Source organism: Streptococcus sp. 2100, from assembly GCF_013276335.1.
GTDB classification, from domain to species: domain Bacteria; phylum Bacillota; class Bacilli; order Lactobacillales; family Streptococcaceae; genus Streptococcus; species Streptococcus pseudopneumoniae.
Genome location: NZ_VMKV01000022.1, coordinates 1 through 25,225 on the forward strand (window position 1 = coordinate 1; position 25,225 = coordinate 25,225).

At 40.9% G+C, this 25,225-nt stretch carries 22 protein-coding genes and 1 pseudogene; 4 read left to right on the top strand and 19 right to left on the bottom strand.

Going from position 1 to position 25,225, the window contains the following annotated elements:
* Positions 1–90: 90 nt before the first annotated feature.
* The gene (locus tag HT669_RS04060; protein ID WP_000963957.1) at positions 91–990 is read right to left on the bottom strand and encodes an SPFH domain-containing protein; all 900 of its coding nucleotides are present in this window, start codon (positions 988–990) and stop codon (positions 91–93) included.
* A 241-nt stretch (positions 991–1,231) separates the two neighbouring features.
* On the opposite strand from HT669_RS04060, the gene HT669_RS04065 reads away from it, so the two are divergent.
* Complete coding sequence (locus HT669_RS04065) at positions 1,232–2,089, top strand: 5'-nucleotidase, lipoprotein e(P4) family (RefSeq protein ID WP_000833516.1); 858 nt, start codon at positions 1,232–1,234, stop codon at positions 2,087–2,089.
* A 1,084-nt stretch (positions 2,090–3,173) separates the two neighbouring features.
* Here the strand turns inward: HT669_RS04065 and HT669_RS04070 are convergent.
* The 14 genes from HT669_RS04070 to HT669_RS04135 all read right to left on the bottom strand — a co-directional run bounded on the left by HT669_RS04070 (position 3,174) and on the right by HT669_RS04135 (position 19,096).
* The gene (locus tag HT669_RS04070) at positions 3,174–4,139 is read right to left on the bottom strand and encodes a DUF3644 domain-containing protein (protein ID WP_000793783.1); all 966 of its coding nucleotides are present in this window, start codon (positions 4,137–4,139) and stop codon (positions 3,174–3,176) included.
* Positions 4,140–5,062: 923 nt separating this feature from the next.
* Positions 5,063–6,568, bottom strand: a complete 1,506-nt coding sequence (gene adcA, locus HT669_RS04075; protein ID WP_050971529.1) for a zinc ABC transporter substrate-binding lipoprotein AdcA — start codon at positions 6,566–6,568, stop codon at positions 5,063–5,065.
* 9 nt (positions 6,569–6,577) lie between these two features.
* Entirely contained in the window at positions 6,578–7,384 is an 807-nt protein-coding gene (locus tag HT669_RS04080) for a metal ABC transporter permease (RefSeq protein ID WP_079253021.1), read from the bottom strand.
* Positions 7,377–8,081 (bottom strand): metal ABC transporter ATP-binding protein, encoded by a 705-nt coding sequence (locus tag HT669_RS04085; protein ID WP_023941156.1) that lies wholly within the window; start codon positions 8,079–8,081, stop codon positions 7,377–7,379. Before HT669_RS04085 ends, HT669_RS04080 begins: the two co-directional genes overlap by 8 nt.
* Complete coding sequence (gene adcR / locus HT669_RS04090) at positions 8,081–8,521, bottom strand: zinc-dependent transcriptional regulator AdcR (protein ID WP_001249308.1); 441 nt, start codon at positions 8,519–8,521, stop codon at positions 8,081–8,083. The genes HT669_RS04085 and adcR overlap by 1 nt, the downstream gene beginning before the upstream one ends.
* Before the next feature lie 152 nt (positions 8,522–8,673).
* Positions 8,674–9,942, bottom strand: a complete 1,269-nt coding sequence (gene dltD, locus HT669_RS04095; RefSeq protein WP_172922320.1) for a D-alanyl-lipoteichoic acid biosynthesis protein DltD — start codon at positions 9,940–9,942, stop codon at positions 8,674–8,676.
* On the bottom strand, positions 9,935–10,174 hold the full coding sequence (gene dltC / locus HT669_RS04100; protein WP_000351967.1) for a D-alanine--poly(phosphoribitol) ligase subunit DltC: 240 nt from the start codon (positions 10,172–10,174) through the stop codon (positions 9,935–9,937). Before dltC ends, dltD begins: the two co-directional genes overlap by 8 nt.
* Before the next feature lie 13 nt (positions 10,175–10,187).
* Positions 10,188–11,432, bottom strand: a complete 1,245-nt coding sequence (gene dltB / locus HT669_RS04105) for a D-alanyl-lipoteichoic acid biosynthesis protein DltB (protein WP_172922319.1) — start codon at positions 11,430–11,432, stop codon at positions 10,188–10,190.
* Complete coding sequence (gene dltA, locus HT669_RS04110) at positions 11,429–12,979, bottom strand: D-alanine--poly(phosphoribitol) ligase subunit DltA (protein ID WP_172922318.1); 1,551 nt, start codon at positions 12,977–12,979, stop codon at positions 11,429–11,431. Before dltA ends, dltB begins: the two co-directional genes overlap by 4 nt.
* Before the next feature lie 20 nt (positions 12,980–12,999).
* The gene (locus tag HT669_RS04115; protein ID WP_000813667.1) at positions 13,000–13,131 is read right to left on the bottom strand and encodes a teichoic acid D-Ala incorporation-associated protein DltX; all 132 of its coding nucleotides are present in this window, start codon (positions 13,129–13,131) and stop codon (positions 13,000–13,002) included.
* A gap of 229 nt (positions 13,132–13,360) precedes the next feature.
* Positions 13,361–14,065: an MIP/aquaporin family protein gene (locus HT669_RS04120; RefSeq protein ID WP_000980823.1), complete on the bottom strand. Its 705-nt coding sequence runs from the start codon at positions 14,063–14,065 to the stop codon at positions 13,361–13,363.
* A gap of 69 nt (positions 14,066–14,134) precedes the next feature.
* Positions 14,135–15,961: a type 1 glycerol-3-phosphate oxidase gene (glpO, locus tag HT669_RS04125; RefSeq protein WP_172922317.1), complete on the bottom strand. Its 1,827-nt coding sequence runs from the start codon at positions 15,959–15,961 to the stop codon at positions 14,135–14,137.
* A gap of 41 nt (positions 15,962–16,002) precedes the next feature.
* Positions 16,003–17,511: a glycerol kinase GlpK gene (gene glpK, locus HT669_RS04130; protein WP_101514807.1), complete on the bottom strand. Its 1,509-nt coding sequence runs from the start codon at positions 17,509–17,511 to the stop codon at positions 16,003–16,005.
* A 157-nt stretch (positions 17,512–17,668) separates the two neighbouring features.
* Positions 17,669–19,096, bottom strand: a complete 1,428-nt coding sequence (locus HT669_RS04135) for a helix-turn-helix domain-containing protein (RefSeq protein WP_172933636.1) — start codon at positions 19,094–19,096, stop codon at positions 17,669–17,671.
* A gap of 164 nt (positions 19,097–19,260) precedes the next feature.
* On the opposite strand from HT669_RS04135, the gene hslO reads away from it, so the two are divergent.
* Both hslO and dusB read left to right on the top strand, forming a co-directional pair.
* Positions 19,261–20,133 carry an Hsp33 family molecular chaperone HslO gene (gene hslO / locus HT669_RS04140; RefSeq protein ID WP_000357854.1) on the top strand — a complete coding sequence of 291 codons (873 nt, stop codon included), beginning with the start codon at positions 19,261–19,263 and terminating at the stop codon, positions 20,131–20,133.
* Complete coding sequence (gene dusB / locus HT669_RS04145) at positions 20,120–21,100, top strand: tRNA dihydrouridine synthase DusB (RefSeq protein WP_000183308.1); 981 nt, start codon at positions 20,120–20,122, stop codon at positions 21,098–21,100. Before hslO ends, dusB begins: the two co-directional genes overlap by 14 nt.
* A gap of 70 nt (positions 21,101–21,170) precedes the next feature.
* Here dusB and HT669_RS04150 read toward each other — a convergent pair whose 3' ends face one another.
* The gene (locus HT669_RS04150; RefSeq protein ID WP_172933637.1) at positions 21,171–21,869 is read right to left on the bottom strand and encodes a hypothetical protein; all 699 of its coding nucleotides are present in this window, start codon (positions 21,867–21,869) and stop codon (positions 21,171–21,173) included.
* 287 nt (positions 21,870–22,156) lie between these two features.
* Between HT669_RS04150 and HT669_RS11040 the strand changes: the two are divergent.
* A pseudogene (locus HT669_RS11040) lies at positions 22,157–22,386 on the top strand (hypothetical protein).
* A gap of 73 nt (positions 22,387–22,459) precedes the next feature.
* Here HT669_RS11040 and HT669_RS04155 read toward each other — a convergent pair.
* From HT669_RS04155 to HT669_RS04165, 3 genes are read right to left on the bottom strand one after another with little or no spacing between them, the layout of a single operon-like run.
* Entirely contained in the window at positions 22,460–23,233 is a 774-nt protein-coding gene (locus tag HT669_RS04155; RefSeq protein ID WP_172922316.1) for an NUDIX hydrolase, read from the bottom strand.
* Between the two features lies 1 nt (position 23,234).
* Positions 23,235–24,014 carry a nicotinamide riboside transporter PnuC gene (gene pnuC, locus HT669_RS04160; RefSeq protein WP_023941179.1) on the bottom strand — a complete coding sequence of 260 codons (780 nt, stop codon included), beginning with the start codon at positions 24,012–24,014 and terminating at the stop codon, positions 23,235–23,237.
* 9 nt (positions 24,015–24,023) lie between these two features.
* Positions 24,024–25,082, bottom strand: coding sequence for an AAA family ATPase (locus HT669_RS04165; RefSeq protein ID WP_050208092.1), 1,059 nt, complete (start codon positions 25,080–25,082; stop codon positions 24,024–24,026).
* Positions 25,083–25,225 lie beyond the last annotated feature (143 nt).

Consider the following 25,225-nt stretch of genomic DNA (forward strand, 5'->3'; position numbering starts at 1 on the left):
TTTTCATTGAGTATAAATGTATATCAATATTTTTTGTTTTTCTTAATAAACGCAATGCAAAAAGAGCCTGTTGCCAAGCTCTTTAGTCTATTATTTCTTCTCAGCGCGAAGAGCTGACAAGATTTGTGTACGGATATCATCCACACCATTTGGCGTATTTGGTAAAAAGATAGTTTGATTTCCTTTAGAGGCAAAGGTGTTCAAGGTATCCAAATACTGGTTGGTCAATAGGATGGACATGATTTGTTCTTCTGTCATGCCAACATTGGCTTCCTTGAGTTCGGTGATAGACTCTGCTAAGCCATCCACAATTGCCTTACGTTGTTGGGCAATCCCCACACCATGAAGGCGGTCTTTTTCTGCTTCGGCTTCAGCTGCAGTGACAATTTTAATCTTATCGGCTTCTGCCAATTCTTGCGCTGCGACCCGTTTGCGTTGCGCCGCATTGATTTCATTCATGGATTGCTTAACTTCTGCATCTGGCTCCACCTTAGTAATCAAGGTTTTCACGATAATGTAGCCGTAAGTGGTCATTTCTTCTGCTACTTGGTGTTGAACTTCAAGGGCAATCTCATCTTTTTTCTCAAACAATTCGTCCAAGGTTAATTTGGGAACAGAAGAGCGAAGAGCATCTTCGATATAAGATTTAATCTGAGATTCTGGACGCATGAGTTTATAGTAGGCATCTGTCACGCTCTGCTCATTGACACGGTACTGAGTCGCTACATTCATCATCACGAACACATTGTCCTTGGTCTTGGTCTCAACCACAATATCACTTTGCAGCAAGCGCAACTGAATGCGTGCTGCAATCGAGTCAATCCCAAAAGGCAAGCGAATATGAATACCGCTGTTGGAAACCTTTTGGTATTTCCCAAAGCGTTCAATAATCGCCACCGACTGCTGACGAACCACATAAACTGTACTCAGTGTGACTATCACCAATAGGAGCACACAAACAATCAGAAAAATCATGAAAAATATTGCCATAATGGAACCTCCACAAGTATTTTTCTAGTATTATATCACATTTAAAGAAGGCTGTGCCGTTTTTACTGCGATTTTTCCTGAAATGTCAATAATTAGAGGTGAGACTGCATTTCAAGTTAGTAATCTCTTTTTTTCACTGCATTAACTTCTATAGAATCTTCATCCATAGTCAGAGAATGACTTGCCTTAACTTTTCTCTCGTGCTATACTATTTATGAAATTAATGAATAGGAGATATTTCATGAAATCAGCAAAAACTACTGTTACAATCCTTTCTGCACTTGCATCTGTCGTCTTATTATCTAGTTGTGCAACAAAGTCTACAGAAACACAGACAAGCAATAAGAGCTCATCTGATAATCAGATTACAATGACATATGACCAACTACGGTCAAGAGAAAATACTATGTCAACCCTTTGGTATCAAAAATCAGCTGAAACCAAAGCCTTGTATCTACAAGGTTATAATGTTGCCACAGATCGTCTAAAGGAATTACTGAAAACAGAATCAGACAAGCCTTATTCAATCATTTTGGACTTAGATGAAACAGTCTTAGATAATAGTCCTTATCAAGTTCAAAATATCAAAGACGGAACAGCATTCACACCTGAAAATTGGGATATTTGGGTTCAAAAAGCTGCAGCAAAAGCCGTCCCAGGAGCCAAGACGTTTCTTCAATTTGCCAATCAAAACGGCATCCAAATTTACTATATTTCTGACCGCTCAGTTAATCAAATAGATGCTACGATTAAAAATCTAGAAAACGAAGGAATCCCTGTACAAGGGCGTGATCACCTCATGCTCTTAGAAAGTGGTGTAAAATCCAAAGAAGGGCGTCGCCAAGCAGTTCAAGAGAAAACTAATCTAGTATTACTATTTGGTGATAACCTCGTAGACTTTGCAGATTTTTCGAAGATTTCTGAATCTGACCGTGATAAACAACTTGAAGAATTGCAAAAAGAATTCGGTGAAAAATTCATCATCTTCCCAAATCCAATGTACGGATCATGGGAAACAGCTGTCTACGCTGGCAATAAATTGGATGCTAAAGGTCAAGTGGAAGAACGCCAAAAGGCTTTGCAAGGTTTTAATAAATAAAACAAATAAGCTGATTCTATATAAACTAAGGTTAACTTACAATCTTCAAAAAGTGGATAGGAAGGAATTCTGATAATCAGAAAACTTTCCTATCCACTTTTTTAATTGATATAACATCAAGCTTTTATACATCTGATACTATACGTTTTTCTGATTTTAAAGACTTTGTCGCCTAGACCCTATATTTCAAGCATTAAGTGACCTTGATGATATAAATTTATTGTGGTATACTATTTTTGTCATCGGTTACCGATTACGTTCCTATGGGTTCGTGAGAGGAGGTGAAACTAATGAGCCTTATCATAGAGCTCGCTCTTACTATTATAGCGGATGTTATAGCTGGAATTATCTTGTATTTCGTCTGCAGATGGCTAGATAGTAAGGGGTAGACCGAGTGACTAGCCTATCAACACCCGTTAAATCGCTAAGATACGTCAAAAAAGCCCTTAACTACGGCAATAGTTAAGGGCTTTGGTGTTCTAATGAACCTTATCAACTAACTACATTTTAGCATATAATCTACAATAGTTCAAGCATTAAGTGACCTTGATGATCTAAATTTAGTGTGGTATAATACTTTTGTCATCGGTTACCGATTACGTTCCTATGGGTTCGTGAGAGGAGGTGAAACTAATGAACCTTATACCAGAGCTTGCTCTTACTATTATAGCGGATGTTATAGCTGGAATTATCTTGTATTTCGTCTGCAAATGGCTAGATGGTAAGAAGTAGACCGAATGACTAGCCTATAAACACCCGTTAAATCGCTAAGATACGTCAAAAAAGCCCTTAACTATGGCAGTAGTTAGGGGCTTTGGTGTTCTAATGAACCTTATACACTAACTACATTCTAGCATATAAGCCCAAATATTTCAAGAGTTTTATTTATTATTTAAAGTTCCTTAGCTCTGAAAGGTATTTGATTTTTCATCAATTCATTTAAAAATACTATACAAATTTCTTTACATTTTCCATAAGTGTGATATAATGAACTCAATAAGATAACTTGTGAAGGATAAACGCTGGGTCCCAGAATGGGGTAGACTGAAAGGTTGAGCATTCCTATGTGCCTGGGGTTATCTTTTTATTTTGATTTTTTAAGGCTCTCTACAAAGTTTAGAGGGTCTTTTTCTATTTCTGTAATGATAAAGTCAACAAATTGCTGTGAATAGGTATAGTGCTCAGACTTACCTATTTTATGGCAATATGCAAATTTCTCGTCAGTTTTTATTGAATAGAAATCAATGATTAAGGTTAGAACATATTGATTGAAACCAGATTTATAATTTAATTTGATATTCTTCTTGTTTAATCGATCATTTACAACTGAGATGATATTCCCGTATGAATATTTGTGAGTCTCTGATGGATCTTTTAAATCTTTTACTATTGCTACTTGAGAGGGAGATTGATTTGCAATTGAGACAACGAAGTCAGCTTCAGACTTTTTCTTTGTGATGTATAGGTTTTGTTTTACACCGATTGCAAATTTATCTGAATTATACTCAGAAACAAGAACATCTATAGCATTTGCTTGCTGAATAAACTTTTCTGCAATTTCCGCTGGGTATTTTAGTCTGATTTGTTCATTTGTCAGAGGCTCATAACTTGCTGATATAGTTAGGAAATTTTGTGCAATGGTCTCAGTGATGTCTCTACCATGAAATCTCTGAAGTTCATTGACATAGTTAAGTACACACGCTTGAAATAGTGGAGCGTACTTTAGTTCGTAATCCTCTGTAATATAATGTGTGCTGATATTTCTAAGCTCAATAATACGCTCCAGATTTAGTCGAATTCGTGTACTATCATCGGAATAAATTTTCTTGATAACATTTTCAAGGCTGAGAGTTCTATCTGGATTATCCTTAAAATAGATTGATAGATTTCTATTTAGCATTTCAGACTTCAACATCAACTCCCAAGCATTACATATGAAAAAACTGAATCCTTCAATACGATATTTGATTGTAGGCTTGTTGTAAATTTCCAGCCCCATAATAAAGGCCTCAACACTTTTATCAACAAGTCGTTGACTTAAATTTTTCATATTTTTCTTCCCTCCAATCTAACTATTAAGCAATCTTTTTAATAAAAACAGTTGCTTTTTATTTTTTTCTTATTCATTTGTCAAATTTGCTGTTTTTACAGTTTAGTTTATAAAGTCGGATTTCCCTTCCTCCATAATTTTCTTTTATAAAACATCAAGCCCTTAACTGACATCTGATTACTAAACAGGTAACTTACGAAAAATACGCAGACATATCAGAATTACAAGAGAATTTCTAATATCACTATATCGCTTCTTTTATTAAAGACTAACTTTTTTGTTAAAATGTTTATACTCAACAAAAATCAAAGAGCAAATTAGAAAACTAGGATTATATATTCCTGTAGAATATACCAAAACACCCCTTAACTATCGCACTAGTTAGGGGCTTTGGTGTTCTAATGAACCTTATCCGATAAAATTATTCTAACATACAGGCCCAGATATTTCAAGAGTTTTATTTATTATTTAAAGTTCCTTAGTTCTGAAAGGTATTTGATTTTTCATCAATTCATTTAAAAATACTATACAAATTTCTTACATTTTCCATAAGTGTGATATAATGGACTCAATAAGATAACTTGTGAAGGATAAACGCTGGGTCCCAGAATGGGGTAGACTGAAAGGTTGAGCATTCCTATGTGCTGGGGGGTATCTTTTTATTTTGATTTTTTAAGGCTCTCTACAAAGTTTAGAGGGTCTTTTTCTATTCCTGTAGAATATACCAAAACACCCCTTAACTATGGCAGTAGTTAGGGGCTTTGGTGTTCTAATGAACCTTATCCGATAAAATTATTCTAACATACAGATCCAGATATTTCAAGAGTTTTATTTATTTTTTAAAGTTCTGGAAAGGTCTATAATGAAGTTAGCCATCTAGTATCAAAAAACCAACTAGCTCCTATGAACTAGTCGGTTTCTAATCAATGTGCCAACATTTCTTGGGCGATTTCTTGGCCAGATAGGTTATCTGGATAGTAGGTTGGCCAGTTGTCCATTTCTTCAAAGAGGGCTTCTTGGCTTGTGCCTCCAAAGAAGATATGGAAATGTTCTGCCTTAACTGGGGCGATATTGTGGTCACTAAACTGAACATACTTGAATTGTCCAGCGTCCGCATCTGTCGCTTCAAAGAGGAAGCGCACACCACGATTACCTTTCTTGTAAGTTAAGATTTTCTTACCAACATACTTATAAGTATATTTCTTGCTTTGTCCACCTTGAATAAATTCCATAGTGTTATCAGTAATGTTAATCTTAGTGACATCTGTCTGATAGCCTTTTGTATAGTAAGCCTTGTACTCAGCCTGGGTCATCTTACCAGTCAACTTAGCCTTGTAGTCAAAGACTTGGTCAAACGTGCCATCTTCAAGGAAAGGATAAACTGATTGCCAATTACCTGCATAGTCACTCAAGGTACGATCCTTGACATCGGCATCCTCAAAGTAACCATTTTGAACTGTCTTGGTATCCTCTGCTTTTTCAGGCTCGATTGCTGGACCTTCTTGGTCTGTTGTTTGTTTCAAAGCCTTGAGGTTTTTCTCCATAACGGAAATGTAGTTTTCGCCAGCCTTGGTATCCTCTTCTGTCAGACTTTCTAAAGGATTGAGAACATCTGTTTTGACACCTGCCTCTTTTGAAAGTGTGTTAGCAAGGGCTTGTGAAGCATTTTCTTCAAAGTAGATATAGGCAATTTTATTTTTCTTGACGTACTCTGTCAATTCTGCCAGACGTGCAGCTGATGGCTCTGCATCTGGAGAGAGACCTGAGATTGCGACTTGTTTGAGTCCATAGTCCAAAGCAAGGTAGTTAAAGGCTGCGTGCTGAGTCACAAAGCTCTTTTGTTTGGCTTGAGACAAACCTTCTGCATAAGCCTTATCCAAGGCTTGTAATTTTTCGATATAGGCAGCAGCATTCTTTTCAAAGGTCTCTTTTTTATCAGGATAATCTGCTGACAAGCTATCACGGATGTGCTCTACAAGTTTAATGGCACGAACTGGTGATAACCAAACATGGGGATCGAACTCATGGTGATGGCCTTCTTCGCCATGGTCATGGTCTCCCTCTTCTTCCTCACCACCTGGCAAAAGCAACATATCACCTGTCGCCTTGATGGTTTTCACTTTTTTCTTATCCAAAGTATCTAGCAATTTAGGAACCCAAGTTTCCATGTTTTCATTTTCATAAACGAAGGTATCTGCATCTTGGATTTTGGCAACTGCCTTGGCAGACGGTTCATATTCATGGGGTTCTGTACCGGCACCGATGAGGAGTTCTACATTAGCAGTATCTCCTGCGACTTGCTTGGTAAATTCATAGACAGGGTAAAAGGTTGTCACGATATTGAGTTTGCCATCTGCCTGTTTTTGATTGGAACAAGCCACTAAAAACAAGGCACATAGACTGGCTAGTAATAAGCTAATTTTTTTCATCTTAGTCTCCTATTTGATAAAACGTCTTACTAAACTAATGAGCAAGAAAACAGTTACAAAAATAATAGTAATACTTGCACTTGCAGGTGTTTCTGCATAGTAGGAAATGTAAAGTCCTGCTACCATTCCCAAAAATCCAATCGCACTGGCAAGCAGCATAACCGATTTAAAGTTTTTCCCCAGACGCAGGGCAATACTAGCTGGCAAGATCATAATGGTCGATACCAGAAGAGCTCCCGCAGCAGGAATCATAAGGGCAATGGCCACCCCCGTCACCATGTTAAAAAGAATGGACATGGTACGAACTGGCAAGCCATCCACAAAGGCCGTATCCTCATCAAAGGTCAAGATATACATCGGACGAAGGAAGAGGAAGGTCAAGATCAAAACAACCGCCGCAATGACAAAGAGGGAAATGACCTGCTCCTCACTAATAGTCACAATCGAACCAAAAAGATACTGGTCCAAACTCATAGAACTGGAGCTTTTGCCCTTGCTCATGACAATCAGAGAAACAGCCAAACCTGTCGACATGAGGATAGCTGTCCCGATTTCCATAAAGCTCTTGTAAACCGTACGGAGATACTCCAGAAAGGCCGCCGCAATCAAGACAATAGCAATAGTTGAAATAGTCGGAGAAATCCCCAAAACCAACCCAAAGGCTACACCTGAAAGAGAGACGTGGCTGAGGGTATCACTCATCAAACTCTGACGACGCAAGATAAGGAAGGTTCCTAATACCGGCGAGAAAAGACTCATGGCAATAACTGCTAGAAAGGCGCGTTGCATAAAGTCATAAGATAATAAACTAAGCATGGCCCACCTCCTGATCATTCTCATGAACGTTGAAACAACGCCATGGCGAGTCTTGGTTACGGACTAGATGAATATTGCGGTCCGCATAGTCCTTAACTTCTTCAGGGTCATGGGTAATCATCAAAACAGCCTTGCCATGATGATGGGCGCTGTGGTGCATGAGTTCGTAAAATTCGTTTTTACTTCCTGCATCCATCCCCGTTGTCGGCTCATCTAGGATAAACACATCTGGATCCGAAGCAAACATACGCGCAATCACCGCTCGCTGCTTCTGTCCCCCAGATAGAGATCCCAAGCGTTTGTCTCGGTGTTCCCACATACCAACTGAGTCCAGACTAGCCTTGATATGCTCCTCATCATGAGCATTCAAGCGACGGAACCAGCCTTTTCGCGGATAGCGACCCGACTTGACAAATTCATAAACCGTACTTGGAAAACCTGCATTAAAACTGGCAATCTGTTGAGGAAGGTAAGCTATTCTCAATTTCTTACCCTGCGTATTTGTCTTTGAAATGGTCACCCTACCAATGCGTGGTTGGAGAATTCCAAGACTGGCCTTGATCAGTGTCGTCTTAGCTGCCCCATTTTCCCCAGTCAAGGTAACAAATTCCCCACTATCAACACTATAATTGATATGTTCAAGAACGGGTTCCTTATCATAATAGAAGGATAAATCCTCTACCGTAATGTATCTCATTATTTGATTTCTCCTACTAAAGCAGTCAAAAACCGCTGAATCACTTTTTGTTCATTTGGAGTAAACTGAGTCGCCACTTGTTCATAGGTTAAAAGCGTATGCTCATGGTGATGATGGTGCTCCTCAGCGATTGGACGAGCCAAATCAGTCAACTGATAAAAAATCACACGCGCATCCTTAGGATCTTTAGATGTTTCCAACATCCCTTCCTTGACCAAAGACTTAATGGCCTTGGTAACTGCCGCCTGACTGACATTGAGACGACGGGCCAATTCTGAATTTGTTAAAGATTCCTCTGACAAAAGCATGAGAATATGCTCCTGGGTATTGGTCAGGGCCACCTCGCTAGTGCAATGACCTATTAGGATTTCATGCTGATTTTCTGCCTGCAAAATCACCTCATTCAAAAAAGCATCGATATCCTTTGCTAGCTGTCTCATATCTGACTCCTTTCCTTTTAGACTTCTCTTTTTTAAGAGAAAAATACTATTCTTTGACATTTTATTTACCAGTTAATTATATCACAAGCAAAAAAAGAGTCAAGAAAAAACGTGAAAATAGGCTTCATTCTTGAACTCTTCTATATTATGATCTATTGAAATTCCTTGATATCTCCATCATAAGTCGCCCAGTCTTTGCTGAAAAAGCGCTCATTCAGATGGTAAGTCGGAGCTGGTGTGGGATTGGATAGGAAAGGATCAACTGCCTTGTCAAAAGCCAACCAACCCAACCAACCAAGGTGAATGGTGTCTTTCATAAAGAAAGGCTCCCCGCCGTCCTTAGAAAAATCTGCTATATTGGTAAAACCTTGACTCTCTAACTGGTAGCGAATCTTCTGCACCGTTTGTTGGTACATATCCTCTCGTAGACCAGCGTAGGCCATCCATTTTTTATTAACAGGTGGAATGATAAAAATCGGGTTTACCTTAGATTTAGAAAACTGGGTTAACACCAACTGCAGGTCATTATACTCCGGTGATTTAAGGTAGGTAAAGTTTTTCTGAGAATCCTTTAATTTCTTCAAATCCTTCTTGATCTGCTTATTATAGAAATTATTCTCCATTCCCAGATCATTATTGGAAGTATTTTTTTCAGCATCTGCTTTGACAACATCTTCTATGGCTTGATAAGAAAACTGGTCTGGCAAGGTCTTTAAATACTTAACTACATGCTTATCATAATTGACATAGCCTCTAACTGAAAACTGACCAAAAAAGGAAGCTTGGCGTTCATTAAACCGAGCCAATAATTCAATCATTTCATTGTCTGCCGTCGACAATTCTTCTTTGCTTGCCAACTTCTGAACCAGATCCTTCATAGCTACGTTTGGGAACTGCTGCAGTAAGCGAGTCGCTGCATATTGACTAGCCTGATCTCCAGATTGATGTTCCAGAAAACTGGTCAACTGGTCTCCATTAAAATACTGCTGAAAGGCTGCTGGCTCATAGCCATTTTTACTGAACCACTGAGGTGATATAACATACACAACTTGTTTATTCTCCAGCTGTGGCAACATCTGTTGCATTCCAAAATACTGGTTAAGCGATGCAGCTCCCCTCTGTCCTAAAAGATACGGACGGTAGGAGCGATTGTATTTCTCAGCTAATACCGCAGGATGAGCACCGTCAAAACGAAGCCATTCACTAGAGCCAAAGAAGGGAACAAAACGCATATTTGGATCAGATAGTGCTCTGACTTTTTGACTTCGCTCCTTAAAACTATCGATAGTAGTAGCCACTGCTGAACGCTTTTCAGCTCCTAGATTATGACGCATCTCAGTAGGATAAAAGAAAATGAGCAGAAAAACCAACAAACCAGCTATCAAGACCGGTCCGAAGATCATCCATAAACGTTTAAGCATTTTGTAGCTCCACAATACCAGCTATGATTTTATTAGCTGTATTCCAGTCATCGCGACCAAACTCTGTTACAGGGACACGAATGTCAAAACGGTTTTCAATCTCCACAATCAACTCAACCGTTCCCATACTATCCAAGACACCTGCATCAAAAAGATCTTCATCCATCATGTCAGAAACATCTTCCATAAACAACTCATCAATAATTTCGATAACTTCTGATTTGATATCCATATTTTATTTCCTTTTATTTTTTAAACCATAGATCATTCAAGAATCCAGAAAAGATTAAGAATGACAGCATGACGACATGGAAGGTGACAACCATGCCAAGCAACCGAATCCAGCGATTCTCAGGTAGAGCAGCTTTCCCTGCTTTTTTCCGTTCCTTATTGAGCGTTTTTTTCTTGCGAACCCAAGCGTCATTGATGACCAAGCCTAATCCATGAAAGAGTCCATAGGCGATATAGTACCAAGTCACTCCATGCCAAAATCCCATAATCAGCATATTTACAATGTAGGCCACACTTGAGGTTACATTGCGATTTTTAAAGACCTTCTTTCTGGTTAACACCATGACCATTCGCATAAAGACAAAGTCACGAAACCAGAAAGACAGACTCATATGCCAGCGATTCCAAAACTCCTTCAAATCCCTTGATAAAAAAGGTTTGTTAAAGTTGATAGGGCTACGAATTCCCATCAAATTTGAAATGGCTAAGGCAAACATAGAATAACCTGCAAAGTCAAAGAAGAGTTCCAGACCAAAGGTATACATAACTGCCAAGGCATAGAGGTTAAAGAAGCCACCTGACTGCAAGGCTAAATTCTTCAAAGGAGGCAACAAGGTCTCTCCTAAAACATGAGCTAGGATAAACTTGTACAAAAAGCCCCACATGATATAGCGAACAGATTCATCCAGCATATCCATCAATTCATCCCGCTCAGGAATGGTCTGATAATTTTCATTAAAACGCTTAAAGCGATCGATTGGACCACTTGAAAAGGTCGGCATGAAGAGAAGAAAACGGAGGAATTCCCCGAGGGTAAAATCCTTAATCACTCCATCTCTCAGCTCGATGATAATCCCAACCGAACGAAAGGTCAGGTAAGAAATTCCCAAAAAGCCAAGCAGAGACTGCGTTCCATTGATAGCCGGCTGCACCTTGACAAAGATAATCGGAAGGAGGGACAGAAAACTAACTAGGTAGAAGATCCACTTGCCATCCTTGCTTTTTCGATAATGCTTGTAGAAAAGCAGGAGCAATATCTCCCAGCAAAGGTAAATACCCAAGGCAGCTAGTTGATTGGTCTTCCCACCTACCAACATGGTGACGATAAAGAAGAGGCTAACCAGCACTTCATACCAGGCAAAGCGTTTCTTGAAAAAGAGGCCGATAAAGATGGGCAAGGTTGCAGCAATCACATAGACAAAATACTGAGGATTGCCATATGGCTCTAAATGAGGAAGCTGTTGAAAGAACTCCATCATCTCTTGTTCACCTCGTTAATCAATCCTTTGATGTCAATCTTTCCATTTGGAGTCAGTGGCAAACTATCTCGATAAAGGAATTTAGACGGTATCATGTAGGACATCATGATATCTGTTAAATCTTCCTTGATAGCCTTGGTAATATCAATATCTCGCTCAAACTGCTCACGAACACCGTCTTTCAAGATGACATAGGCCAATAGATTTTGCACCTTGTGGTCTTTATTATAACGTGGGACAGCGACAGCAGAATCGATAAAGCAAGACTTGTTGAGGTTTTGAGAGACATCTTCTAACTCAATGCGGTAACCGTTGAACTTAATCTGGAAGTCCATGCGTCCGCCGTAAAGAAGCAAGCCCTCATCTGTCATGGTTCCTACATCTCCAGTATGATAGGCTGGCAGACCTTCAAACTCAAAGAAGGCTTCCGCTGTTTTTTCAGTATTGTTCATATAACCTTTTGAAACGGCTGGTCCAGAAACAATGATTTCTCCCTGTTCGCCATTTGGCAATTTATTGCCTTCCTCGTCAATGATAAAGGTTGGAGAATCAGCCTTGGTATAGCCGATTGGTAGACGTTTGAGAGTCGCTAGCATCTCATCTGTCACGGCAACTGCTGACAGGGCCACTGTCGCTTCTGTTGGGCCGTAAGCATTGATAATACGGGCATTTGGGAAACGCTTGCGCAGTTTTTGAGCTGTTTTAACCGTCAATTCTTCGCCATCAAAGTAGAAATGCGTGATACCAGGCATTTTCTCACTATTGAAGTCTTCAGACAACATGGCCATATCTGCAAAAGAAGGCGTTGAAGTCCAGATAGCGATTGGTAATGAAAAGATGGTCGCAAAGAGTTGCTTAAAATCCTGAGTAATAGCTGAAGGAAGAGCGAAAAGCGTACCACCTAGTGCCAAGGTCGGAGCCCAGTACATGACAGACAGGTCAAAAGAATAAGGTGGCTGAGCCAGCATTTGCGGACGACTTGGCGTCGCAAATTCCTTATCCGTAATCATCCAATTGGTAAAGCTGAGGAGGTTATCATGGGAAATCTGCACTCCCTTTGGCTTACCAGTCGTACCAGAAGTAAAGATAATGTAGTAGTTATCATCGCCCTTGACTGGATGCGTGATTTCATAGTTATTCCCTTGAGCAAAGGCTTCTTGAACCTGAGCTAGAGTCATCATCGGTGTAGAAACCTGCTCCAATGGAAAGTCTGAGTTGGCAATAATCAAGCTTGGCTCTGCCACTTCTAAAATATCCGAAACTCGCTCCAAGGCCGAATGGCTATCAATTGGAATGTAGGCATGACCTGATTTAGTCAAGGCTACAAAAGTTGCCAACATTTCATATTCTTGGCCTCCAAAAACGACCACAGGAGACTTCTCAGGCAAGCCTAGTTGGTCAATGGCTGTAGCTAAACTATCCGAATCAGCCTTCAAATCTCCATAAGTGTGTTCCTGCCCCAAAACATTGTAAACAGGATAGTTAGGCTGTGTCTGAGCAAAATGCTCAATGGTTTCAATCATATCTGCTATTGGTTTATTTGACACAATAGGGATTCTCCTTCAAGTTAAAATTCATTATAGATAAAGCTTCCTTGACCCTGGCCAAGATAGCTAAAGAAGTAAAGCAGCCCTAGAAAGATAAGAAAATACAAGGCTGTCCGACCAAGAAAGAGGTACAATTCTTTTCTCTGTTTCATCAAGAAAAACCATTCATTTCTGTAATTTTTCGCTAAAATAAGAGTGATTCTTACTAGCTTATTTTTCTACCATTGTACCACTTTATATAGTATTTTTTCAATTGTTTACCGTATGTTTTCAATAGATTTCAGTTTATTTTAAGGATTATGCGGTTTTTCTATGTATATTTTAAAAGAAAAGAACCCGAGATTTTCATCTCAAGCTCTATCAACATAGTTGTTTTCCAAATTAGAAAAGTGAGAATACAAGAACGGCCAAGGCTGCACCAATAACAGGTCCCACAACAGGAATCCAGGCATAAGACCAGTCTCCGTCTCCCTTGTTTGAAATTGGAAGGATACTGTGCATGATACGAGGTCCAAGGTCACGCGCAGGGTTCAAGGCATAACCTGTTGTCCCACCTAGTGATAGACCGATACCAACAATCAAAGTGCCCACTGCAAAGGTTCCGATACCTGCCTGAAAATCGTAAAGACCCAAAGCAAAGATTGTCAACACCAAAACAAAGGTTCCAAGGATTTCACTAATCAAGTTTGATACAGTATCTTTGATAGCTGGACCAGTGCTGAAGGTTGCCAGGATATTGCCTGCATTTTCTTCTGCCTCATAATGCGGTTTGAATTGCAACCAAACCAAAATCTGACCGAGCATAGCCCCTGCAAACTGAGCTAGGATATAAGGAAAAACGGATGCCCAAGGTAAGCCACCTTTTAAGGCCACACCAATGGTCACAGCTGGGTTTAAATGAGCTGGACTGAGCTTGCCAGATACAAAGACTGCAACCGCAACTGCAATCCCCCAACCCATAGTAATCACAATCCAACCTGAGCTGTTGCTCTTAGTTTTAGGAAGAACCACACCTGCAACAACACCATTTCCTAGAAGAATCAGGATTAAAGTACCCAAAAATTCTCCAAATAATTCATTCATCATCTTTCTGTCTCCATTAAAAATAAGGGGCGGGCGACAAGGAGTTCTGCCCTCCACCTCTTTTATTTTTTCTTAATTTTTTAATTCTGCTAAATCGTTGTTAGCAAGAGCTGCTTCGACATCCGCACGGTAGGCTGCTTTTTCATCTTCTGACCAGTCATAGAAGCGTCCCATTTCATCCAAAACTGGCTCAACGATGCTATCCAAACTATCACGCATAAAGAGCATATGGTTGGTACGACGAAGAAGGAAGTCAACTGGGCTCAGAGCCAACTCGTTGCGCATTGCATAGTGAAGTGACAAAGTATCCGCCAAGCTAAGTCCTGGCGCTTGTTCCAAGCTGTGAGCAAGGGCAAAGACTTTCGGTGCATTTGATCCGTAGAGATTTGCGAGATAGTGGGCTTCCTTGCTATCCAAACCACGTGACACTCCAAGTTGCGCAAAGGCTTCGATTTCTGAGTCCACATTTGCTGGGTTCAATTCCCCACCTGAAACAGGGTAAGTCTTAGAGTTGATCAGTTTAAAGCTGCGGTCAAATTCTGCTTTGAGGATATCAACCACGCGCTCCATAGCACCTTCAGCCATCTTACGGTAGTCTGTGATTTTACCACCAGCAAGGGTCAAGAGACCATTGTCATCACGGTCCAAGCTCGAACCACGTGAAACTGCAGATGGATCCAAATGTTTCTCAGAGGTACTGCTTTCAAGCTTGCTGACAGCAGACTCAACATCTTCACGAGTTTTTTCTTTAGAGAGATAAGATTCAACAGTCGCAATCAAGTTGTCAAAGCTTTCATCACTGATGGTTCCGTTATTTCCTCCATTGTAGTCTGAAGCGCTATTACCTGCGATCAATGGACGAAGACCTGCCCAGCTACTTTCGATATCATCAATGGTGATGTTGGCTTCTGGGAAGCGGTTGTTGACAATACCAAGTAGATAATTTACATCTTCCTGCGTCACTTTTGGATGTTCCAAATCGCCTGTGTAGTCTGTATCGGTTGTACCAAAGTAAGTCTTGTTTTCACGTGGGAGAACAAAGACCATACGACCGTCACCCAAACCTGTGTCAAAGTAAACTGGCTGTGAAACCTTGATCTTGCTTGAATCCACTACCAAGTGAACTCCCTTAGTTGGACGCATTTGTGAGAATTGGGTTCCCTTATTAGACAAATTGCGTACCTTATCGCTCCAAGGACCTGTTGTATTGATAACCAGACGAGCCTTGATTTCAAAGACTTGGTCTGTCAAGAGATCACGGGCTACAACACCTGTAATCTTGCCACTTTCGTCAAAGAGGAAGCCTTCTGCTTTAACGTGGTTGGCAATGAGGGCACCGTCTTGGTTGGCACGTTTGATGTTTTCAATCACGAGACGCGCATCGTTGTTACGGAAGTCAAGGTAAACCCCACCTCCTACCAAACCTTCTTTCTTCAAGTTTGGCTGGCGTTCCAAGACTTCTTCCTTGCTCAAAACCTTGTTGGCAGCTGGTGTATTGTTGACACCTGCCAAGAGGTCGTAAAGATCCATAGCTACTTTAAGACGGAAGAGGCTAAAGGTTGCTCCATCTTCATCGTAAACTGGCAAGAGCATTGGGTCTGGTTTCGGAATGTGTGGAGCGATTTGTTGAACTACAGCACGTTCAGAAACAGTGTCTGATACCACTTCTACGTCAAATTGCTTAAGATAACGAAGACCTCCGTGAACCAATTTAGTTGAACGGCTGGATGTTCCTTCTGCGAAGTCTTGCATTTCAATCAAACCAGTCTCAAGACCGCTAGCTGCCGCCTGCAAGGCTACACCAGCCCCTGTGATTCCTCCACCGATAATCAAGAGATCCAGGGTGCGTTCCTGCATTTTTTTAATTGATAATTCACGTGTTTTCTTTGAAAATTCCATATTTACACACTTTCTAAATAAATCGCTTTATTCTGCCAGTATTAGTCGTCTACTTCCGCAAAGACTTGGGTTGCTTTTACAGCTTTCTTCCAGCCCTTGTAGAGTTGTTCCTTGCGCGATTCGTTCATAGATGGTTCAAAGAGTTCTCCTGTCTCGTTCAAGAGTTTCAACTCATCCAAATTCTTCCAGTAGCCTACTGACAAACCTGCTAGGAAGGCTGCCCCTAGAGCTGTTGTTTCCAAGTTTTTAGCGCGTGCAATGTCGATTCCCAAGATGTCAGCTTGGAACTGCATGAGGAAGTTGTTCATAGCTGCACCACCGTCTACTTTCAAGACTTGGATAGCTGTCTGCGCATCCACTTGCATGGTGTCGATGATGTCACGCACTTGATAAGCGATAGATTGCAAAGTCGCCTTGATAAAGTCTTCTTTACTTGTTCCACGAGTCAATCCAAAGACAGAACCGCGAGCGTTTTGGTTCCAGTATGGAGCACCTAGACCTGTAAAGGCTGGAACGACATAAACTTCATCATCATTGTGAGAATCACGAGCATATTTTTCAGATTCTGGTGAATTTTCTACCATGCGAAGACCGTCACGAAGCCATTGAATAGCACTTCCTGCGATGAAGATAGAACCTTCCAAGGCATAGTAAACCTTGCCGTTGATTCCGTAACCAATGGTTGTCAAGAGGTTGTTTTCAGACAACTGCATTTCTTCACCAGTATTCATGATGATGAAAGATCCTGTTCCATAAGTATTCTTGACCATACCAGGTTCAAAGGCCAACTGTCCAAAGAGGGCTGCTTGTTGGTCCCCAGCCATACCTGAAATTGGGACTTGTCCGCCGTAGAAATGGAATGGCGCTGTCTGACCGTAGATTTCAGAGTTAGAACGAACTTCTGGCAGCATAGCCTTAGGAATGTTGAGAATTTCCAAAATCTCATCATCCCATTTGAGTTCTTTAATGTTATAAAGCATGGTACGAGCTGCATTTGAGTAATCCGTCACGTGAGCCGCACCGTCAGTCAATTTCCAAACCAACCAAGTATCGATAGTACCAAAGAGCAATTCCCCTTTTTCTGCTCGCTCTTGAGCGCCCTCTACATGATCCAAAATCCAACGAACCTTGGTAGCAGAGAAATAAGCATCAATAATCAAACCAGTCTTTTCATGGAATTTTTCCACATAACCTTGGCTTTTCAGCTGTTCAGCCAGAGGAGCTGTCTGACGTGATTGCCAAACGATAGCATTGTAGATAGGAAGTCCTGTTTTCTTATCCCAGACGACCGTTGTTTCACGTTGGTTGGTAATCCCGATTGCCTCAATCTGACTTGGTTTCACACCACTTTCGATGAAAGCTCCAGCAATAACAGACTGGACGGAATTCCAAATTTCATTGGCATTGTGCTCTACCCAACCTGCCTGAGGGAAAATCTGGGTAAACTCTTTTTGACTCGAGCTAACCTTTTCCCCTTTTTTGTTGAAAATGATGGCACGAGAACTTGTAGTTCCCTGGTCAATGGCCATAATGTATTTTTCTTGTGACATGTGCTGTCCTCCTGATAAAGATCTTGAGGTGTTTCCTCTTTACACTTACTAGTATACAAAATAAAGCGCTTTCTTGTTTATCAACTTTTTTTAATTTTTAAAAAAATGTGAGGAGATTGTGTGAATTTCACAAAAAGACCTGGAATAACCAAGCCTTTTAAGTGAATAATAACTGACGAATCGCTACCAAATCCTCCATATCCAAGTCGTTTTTTAAATAATAGACTGGTGTCTGTTCCTTCTTATGAATCGGATTATTGGTAACCAGCAAATCATAATGCCGACTAGGGTCATAAGCTTCAATGGTAATAAAACGATTGTATTCCAAATACCGTTTTAAAATGGCTACCATCCTTGAAAAGACAAGAAAACCAGATGTCAAATCCAGACCAATCCGCATATGCTGACCACCATTTTCAGCCATATATTCGATTAACTGAAGCCATTCCCAGAGAATTTTCTTATCCAAATCCGTCCCCTGCTGAAAGGCAGGTAGAACATGAAAAATCTCCTCTGCTGTTTCTTTAAAATCATGTTCCATCAGCAAATAAGGATGACGATTCTCTAACTGATACTTGTAGCGATCCTGTAAAATATAGCCCTTATAGAGATAGACTTGAGCACAAAGCTGACTGAGTTCATAGGTGACATGGTCCTCTGTATAATCACCCAGCAACTCCTCCTTCTTCATTTCTTGAATCAATTGCGTCAGCAAATCTACCAACTGCCCTCCAAAACCAAGGATATACTCCATAGTATGAAGAGGAAGAATGCGATGAGATAGGAGGAAAGAGAAGAAAATCATCATCTCACCATCTTCAGTCCCTAGAGGAATATGTTGCCCAGCAAAAAAAGACGAGGTCTTTCTCAGCAAACGAAGGTAGAAAATATTGTCAAAATACCCTCGCATTTTCTCTTCTATCACTTGAAACTGACAGGCATTAACCCGAAGACGTTGTTGACTGATGTGAGCCCAGAGGATCAAGTCTAACTTCTGCCCCGAAGACAAGCTTGCACCGCAGATTTCTTCTAAAGTGGCAATCTCCTGTTTTCTCTCTGGTTTCTGCATATGACCTTCCCACTCCTGACTGGACCAGACCTTGCGGAAAAGACAGAAATAGAAATAGCGAATCTGATGTTCTGGGCCTCGCCAACGTCCATTTTGGATGGATAAGTCAAATTCTGACAAAATCTTATTTAAACCAGCCAAATGACGACCAAGCGTAGCCTCGCTAATCACCAATTCTTGAGCCAGCTGATGGGCTAAAAACTGTTGGTGGTAGAGAAGATAAACCAAAATCTGGTATTTAACAGCATTCTCCAAAAACAAGCTCCGGATATCTCTCCCCTTGGTAGCTGCACCGATTGACAGACACAGATTTTCATCTTCTAAGTGAATAGTCAGCTCTAAGCCACTATCCAAAGCCTTGTCATTGAGCAGGGTGACATATTTGGTTAGGGTTGCTTTTGAAAATCCTGTTTCCTCCATTACAGCCTTGACGGTCGTCTGAGACTCTTGTAATAGGAAGGAAAGGATCGAAAATTGGCCAGATTCGGCCTTTTCCATCAAATCTCCTAAATACATTTGTTACCCCTTTCATTTTCTATCTTAAGCATAGCATAAATCTTAGAAATGCTGAAATAATCTGTTTCTCTTTTTATTTTCATGCTGATTCCCTGATCCATTATCCTGAAAATCAGCAAACACACGGCTCCCCCTTTGGGCATTTTTATGCTAAAATAGTAGCTATGGATAAAATTATTAAAACTATATCAGAAAGCGGTGCCTTTCGTGCTTTTGTCCTTGATAGCACAGAAACCGTCCGCACTGCTCAAGAAAAACACCAAACCCAAGCTAGCTCAACTGTAGCACTTGGTCGAACTCTTATCGCCAGCCAGATTCTCGCAGCCAATGAAAAAGGAAATACCAAACTAACAGTGAAGGTACTGGGCTCTAGCTCTCTAGGTGCTATCATCACCGTCGCTGATACCAAAGGGAACGTCAAAGGCTACGTTCAAAATCCTGGTGTTGACATCAAAAAGACTGCAACTGGTGAAGTCCTAGTCGGACCTTTTGTTGGAAATGGTCAATTCCTCGTTATCACAGACTACGGTACTGGAAATCCTTACAACTCTATGACTCCCCTTATCTCTGGAGAAATTGGTGAAGACCTTGCCTTTTACCTGACTGAAAGCCAACAAACACCTTCTGCAGTCGGCCTCAATGTCCTTTTGGACGAAGAAGACAAGGTTAAGGTTGCTGGTGGTTTCCTAGTTCAAGTCTTGCCGGGAGCCAAGGAAGAAGAGATTGCCCGTTTTGAGAAACGCATCCAAGAAATGCCAGCTATCTCGACCCTTCTCGAAAGTGAAGACCATATCGAAGCCCTTCTCAAGGCTATCTACGGTGACGAGGCCTACAAGCGTCTTTCTGAAGAAGAAATCCGTTTCCAATGTGACTGTAGCCATGAGCGCTTTATGAACGCTCTTGCAAGCCTTCCAAGCTCAGACTTGCAGGAAATGAAAGAGGAAGACCACGGGGCAGAAATCACTTGTCAATTCTGCCAAACAACTTACAACTTTGATGAAAACGACCTGGAGGAACTCATTCGTGACAAATCTTAATACACCTTTTATGATTGGCAATGTTGAGATTCCCAATCGTACCGTTTTAGCACCTATGGCAGGTGTCACCAACTCAGCCTTTCGCACCATCGCAAAAGAGCTCGGAGCTGGGCTCGTTGTCATGGAAATGGTCTCTGACAAGGGAATCCAATACAACAACGAAAAAACCCTACACATGCTTCATATCGATGAGGGAGAAAACCCAGTTTCTATCCAACTTTTTGGAAGCGATGAAGACAGCCTAGCACGCGCAGCAGAATTTATCCAAGAAAACACTAAGACCGATATCGTCGATATCAACATGGGCTGCCCAGTTAACAAAATCGTGAAGAACGAAGCTGGCGCTATGTGGCTCAAGGATCCAGACAAGATTTACTCGATCATCAACAAGGTTCAATCTGTCCTTGATATTCCACTTACTGTCAAAATGCGTACCGGCTGGGCCGATCCATCTCTGGCAGTTGAAAATGCCCTCGCTGCTGAAGCAGCAGGTGTTTCTGCCCTCGCCATGCATGGCCGTACCCGTGAACAAATGTATACAGGTCACGCAGACCTTGAGACCCTTCACAAGGTCGCTCAAGCTTTGACCAAGATTCCATTTATCGCCAACGGTGACATCCGTACGGTTCAAGAAGCCAAACAACGCATCGAAGAAGTTGGTGCTGACGCAGTTATGATTGGCCGCGCTGCCATGGGAAATCCCTACCTCTTCAACCAAATCAACCATTACTTTGAAACAGGAGAAATCCTACCTGATTTGACTTTTGAGGACAAGATGAAAATCGCCTACGAGCACTTGAAACGCTTGATTAACCTCAAAGGGGAAAACGTCGCAGTTCGTGAATTCCGAGGACTCGCTCCTCACTACCTCCGTGGAACATCTGGTGCTGCCAAACTCCGTGGAGCCATTTCACAAGCTAGCACCCTAGCAGAGATTGAAGCCCTCTTGCAATTGGATAAGGCTTAAAAGACAAAAACCCGTAACTATCTTAAAGGTTACGGGTTTTTGACTGTAAAAATTCAAATACTAAGGGTTATTATTGACTCAAAGCAACACTGGAAACCTTGCCATCCGCTCCTGTTGTAATTTGGATGATTTTTCCTCCACCAATTTTGGCATTATACTTGCCATCATCAAGAGTATAAGAGTAGCCTCTGATAGAGTAGTTTCCTTTCTTTCCATCAGCAGATTCTACTGTGAATTGACCTCCTGATGAAACTGTGATGGTTTCGCCATTTGCTCCCTTCCAATTGCCCGCTGCAGCTGAGAAATCACCATCTACCATGGTTAAAACACCCTTGTAGCGTTTATTTTGCTCTGCTTGTTTGTCTTGAAGTTTGCGGTCAGTTGTAGGATCATAGCTTGATTGGTTAGACTGGGATTGAGGAGCCTGTTGAGTTGAAGGAGCCTGAGCAGGAGTTTGTTGACTAGCTGCCTGTTGATTAGACACTTCTTGACCTTGTCTTTGCTCTGGTGCAGGTGCCACTTGTGATGGCCTTGCAGTTGCTGAAGATTGATCAGTAGATGCCTTGGCCTTTTCAGATGAAGCTGAAGTTGAGGACTTCTGAGTCTTGCTTTCTTTGCTAGAAGAGGCTGCTTTAGAGCTTGATGACTGGCTTATCTTAGCAGAACTGCTTGCTTGAGTTGTTTCCTTTTTATTTCCACAAGCTCCCAGTAGCAAGGTAGAAGCCAATACAGTTGCTACCATCAATTTGATATAGGTTTTCTTTTTCATTTTTCTACTCCTTTGTAATATTTTAGAAATATAAAGAAATCTTTTTGTAATGGAATTGTAACATTTAGATTTAAATATGTCAATAATTTATTTAAACTATTTTAAAAATCTCACATAATTTAAACACCTTTACTCCTCCTACTCTTCTATTCGTAATCTAATAGAAAAAACAGAGAAAAATTCCTATTTTGTTTAAAATTTTTTAAATCGCTCTTATTTAATCGCTTACATATTTAGCTGCAAAGGAATATAATAACAGTGAAATAGAATATAGGAAGTGCACTCTTATACTAAATAAGTATTTCAAGTATCTTCCTTGGTTGATTTTGGGAGCAATTGGTTCCTATAAATCCGCAACTCACTATGGCAAAACTTCGTTTGATATCTTCTATCTGACCACAGTCTTTATGATTTTCTATATAGCTTTGTTATTCCTACACGAAAAATATCTCAAGTATCGATACAAAGACTTTTTACTCACATGTTGAGCAATTCTAAGAAAGATAACTATCCCTAAAAACAGTCGCAACAGCAAAGCAAACTAATAAAGGCAAACAAAGAGGTCAGGAACTTTATCCCGACCTCGTTTTTTATTTCAATCGATAGGTTTTTCTTGGTTTCTTTTTAGGCACTCGTTTGAGTCCAACTTCTTCTACATATTCTCCGTATTTTACGAGAAAGTTATTGCTGACGATTGGACGACCGGGGTTGATGAGATTGACCAGTTCAGTCCCTTCATAGACAGTGAACTCCTCCTCCAGCAGATAAAGGAAGGTCGGATTCCAGTCGAGACGGCCTTGGATTCGTTTGATAGACTCTTGAATAATGGCATAATGGTCAAAAGCGAAGGCTTGTTCCTCCAACTCCACTCCCTCTAGGTAGCATTTGCCTGTCTGAAAATCGACATCTACAAAAAACACATCCTTGGCATCGTCTCCTGCTTGAACAAGTTCTAATGCACGACTAGGCAGATAAACCAAGTGGGCAATGGTCAATGTCCAGCCCCGTGGGTCACGGCCGGGAGTCGATACGGTCATCAATTGCTCAATTTTTTCCAAAGGAAGATCGAGATTGACTTCTTCTCTCACCTCACGCTGACAGGCATGCGCAGCATCTTCGCCCTTGTCCATAAATCCTCCAACTAAGGCCAAACAGTTTTGATAAGGGTGAGCCTTGCGGCGAATTAATAAGATCTTGATCTTTCCTTCAACAAAGCAGTAGGCTACCATATCCACCGTCACACTTGGTTTTTCGTATTGAGGGAGTTCCTGCTTGTAGTACCAATCCAAAAACTCCTCCTGACTGGCATGGATTTCAAAATATTCTTTTTCCGTCATCCCTGCTGGAATCATCGTTTCCGTCATTTTACGCCTCCTTACGAACTGCCTTGGTCCATTGGTACCAACCTACTAGACTATTGAGTGTGTAAACCCAGTACATCCCTTGGATGTGGATATTTTCACCCCACCAGAGGTAAATACTAAAGAGATTAGTTGCAATCCAGAAAATCCATTGCTCACGATAGAGACGGGTCATCAAGAGCTGACCGACACCATTGGTCGCATCGGTAACACTATCACGGAAAGGGCGAGCACTATGGATACTTTGATAAGCCAAGCCCATACCAATCCAAATGATAGCAGTCAAGGCCAAGTACTTGAGCCAATCAAAAATAGATAATTTCTTAGCTTCAAAATGAGATTCTTCTGCTTTTCCTTGGTCATTAATACGGTTGGACAGCCAAGCATAGAGGCCAATCGGCTGCATGACAAAGAAGTAAACGGTCGTCAAGACTTCGCCATAAAAAGTCGCATCCATGGCCAAAATCAAATAGATAGCAGAGTTAATAGCCCCAAAGAGATAATTGCTTGCACGACCTTCTGCTACCAAGATAACACAGACAATCCCAGTCCAAGATACAAACAAGCTTAACCAATCATGACTATCTATATTTTGAGTGAATTCCAAGATAAAGGGAACACTTGACAAGGCGATGAGATACAACCACTGGAAGAGGCTACGACCGACAAAGAGATCTTTCCAGAGCAAGTGCATGATTCCTGCAAAACCGATTTTGCGAGCTTCTGCATGAACATTTTTAAAGTTTTCGATAAATTGTGTGATTTTTTCAGTTAGTTTTTTCATATGTTTCTCCTAATCTGCTTGGTAAATGGTATCAATAGCCACTTTTGCTGCTTCATAATTTCCTAGATAATCCTCAGCTAGATAAACTAGTGGAATGTTTGCTAAGTAGCGCTCCCTCATCTGGTCCAAATGCTGGGAAAAACTATGACGAATATGGTCTTCTGCCATAGTCATATCTCTAAATCCGTCATTGACATAGGAGCCAATAGGTTGCACAAAGAAAATCAAGTCCCATTTTTCCTTAGCCAAGATCGAGGCAAAGAGATTATCAAAAGTCTCTCCCGATAAGTCCCCTTGATCCTCTGACTCCATGTAATAATCATAGTAGCCCTTGGTTACTAAGGAGTTGGTGTCTGCTATCACCAGTCCCCTATTGGCATTACTGTCAATTAACTTAGAGGTCTGGTCATACTGCCACAACAGGAGATAATAGTAATCCTTTGGAGTCAATTCATCGTCGCGGACATTGTTTTTGATCTGGTACTCACGTGCATATTCCAAGCTGACTGGTGCATCGTAATACCTAGCCAAATCCTTTGCCAGAGTGGTCTTCCCATTGCTAGCACTTCCCATAATCAACACTTTCTTTGTAAACTGACGTCGGAAGGGTTGAGCAATATATTTCCAATATTTGCTTGGGTTTTCTCGAATCATAGTCTCTGAGATACCAAACTTTCTTTCTTGCAAGACAGTCTCAAAGCCACGATTTGATAATTCTTGCTGATAGTCTGCTTCTCCCACAAAGAAGATCAGTTCTTGTTGGGTTTCATCATAAGAAATCTCCGCTAACATTTTGTCCAACCACTCCTGCCAACCCATAGGGTAACGGGGAAGATTGGTCTCATCTAACTTACAAACCGAGGTCAACTCGTCATCACCAAAGGCCTCTCGGATATATCGAAATCTTTTTTGAAGCGTTAAACCTACCTGCTCCCCTCTATCTCCCTCATAGCCTGAAACGACAACCCAGACCTGGTCACACTGCCGCTTGGCTCGCTGGATCAGATCGATATGACCCTGATGAAGCGGAGCAAATGTCCCAAATATCACTGCTGTTTTCTTTTTCATAAACGCATTGCCTTTTTATAGTTTTTGATATTTTTATTATCTATGTTTTTATTATAAACTATATTTTTGTTTTGTCAATAGTTTTTATCATTTTTATAAAAACATTGCGAAAAAGAGAACCAAGTGAAAGTTCTATAATGAAG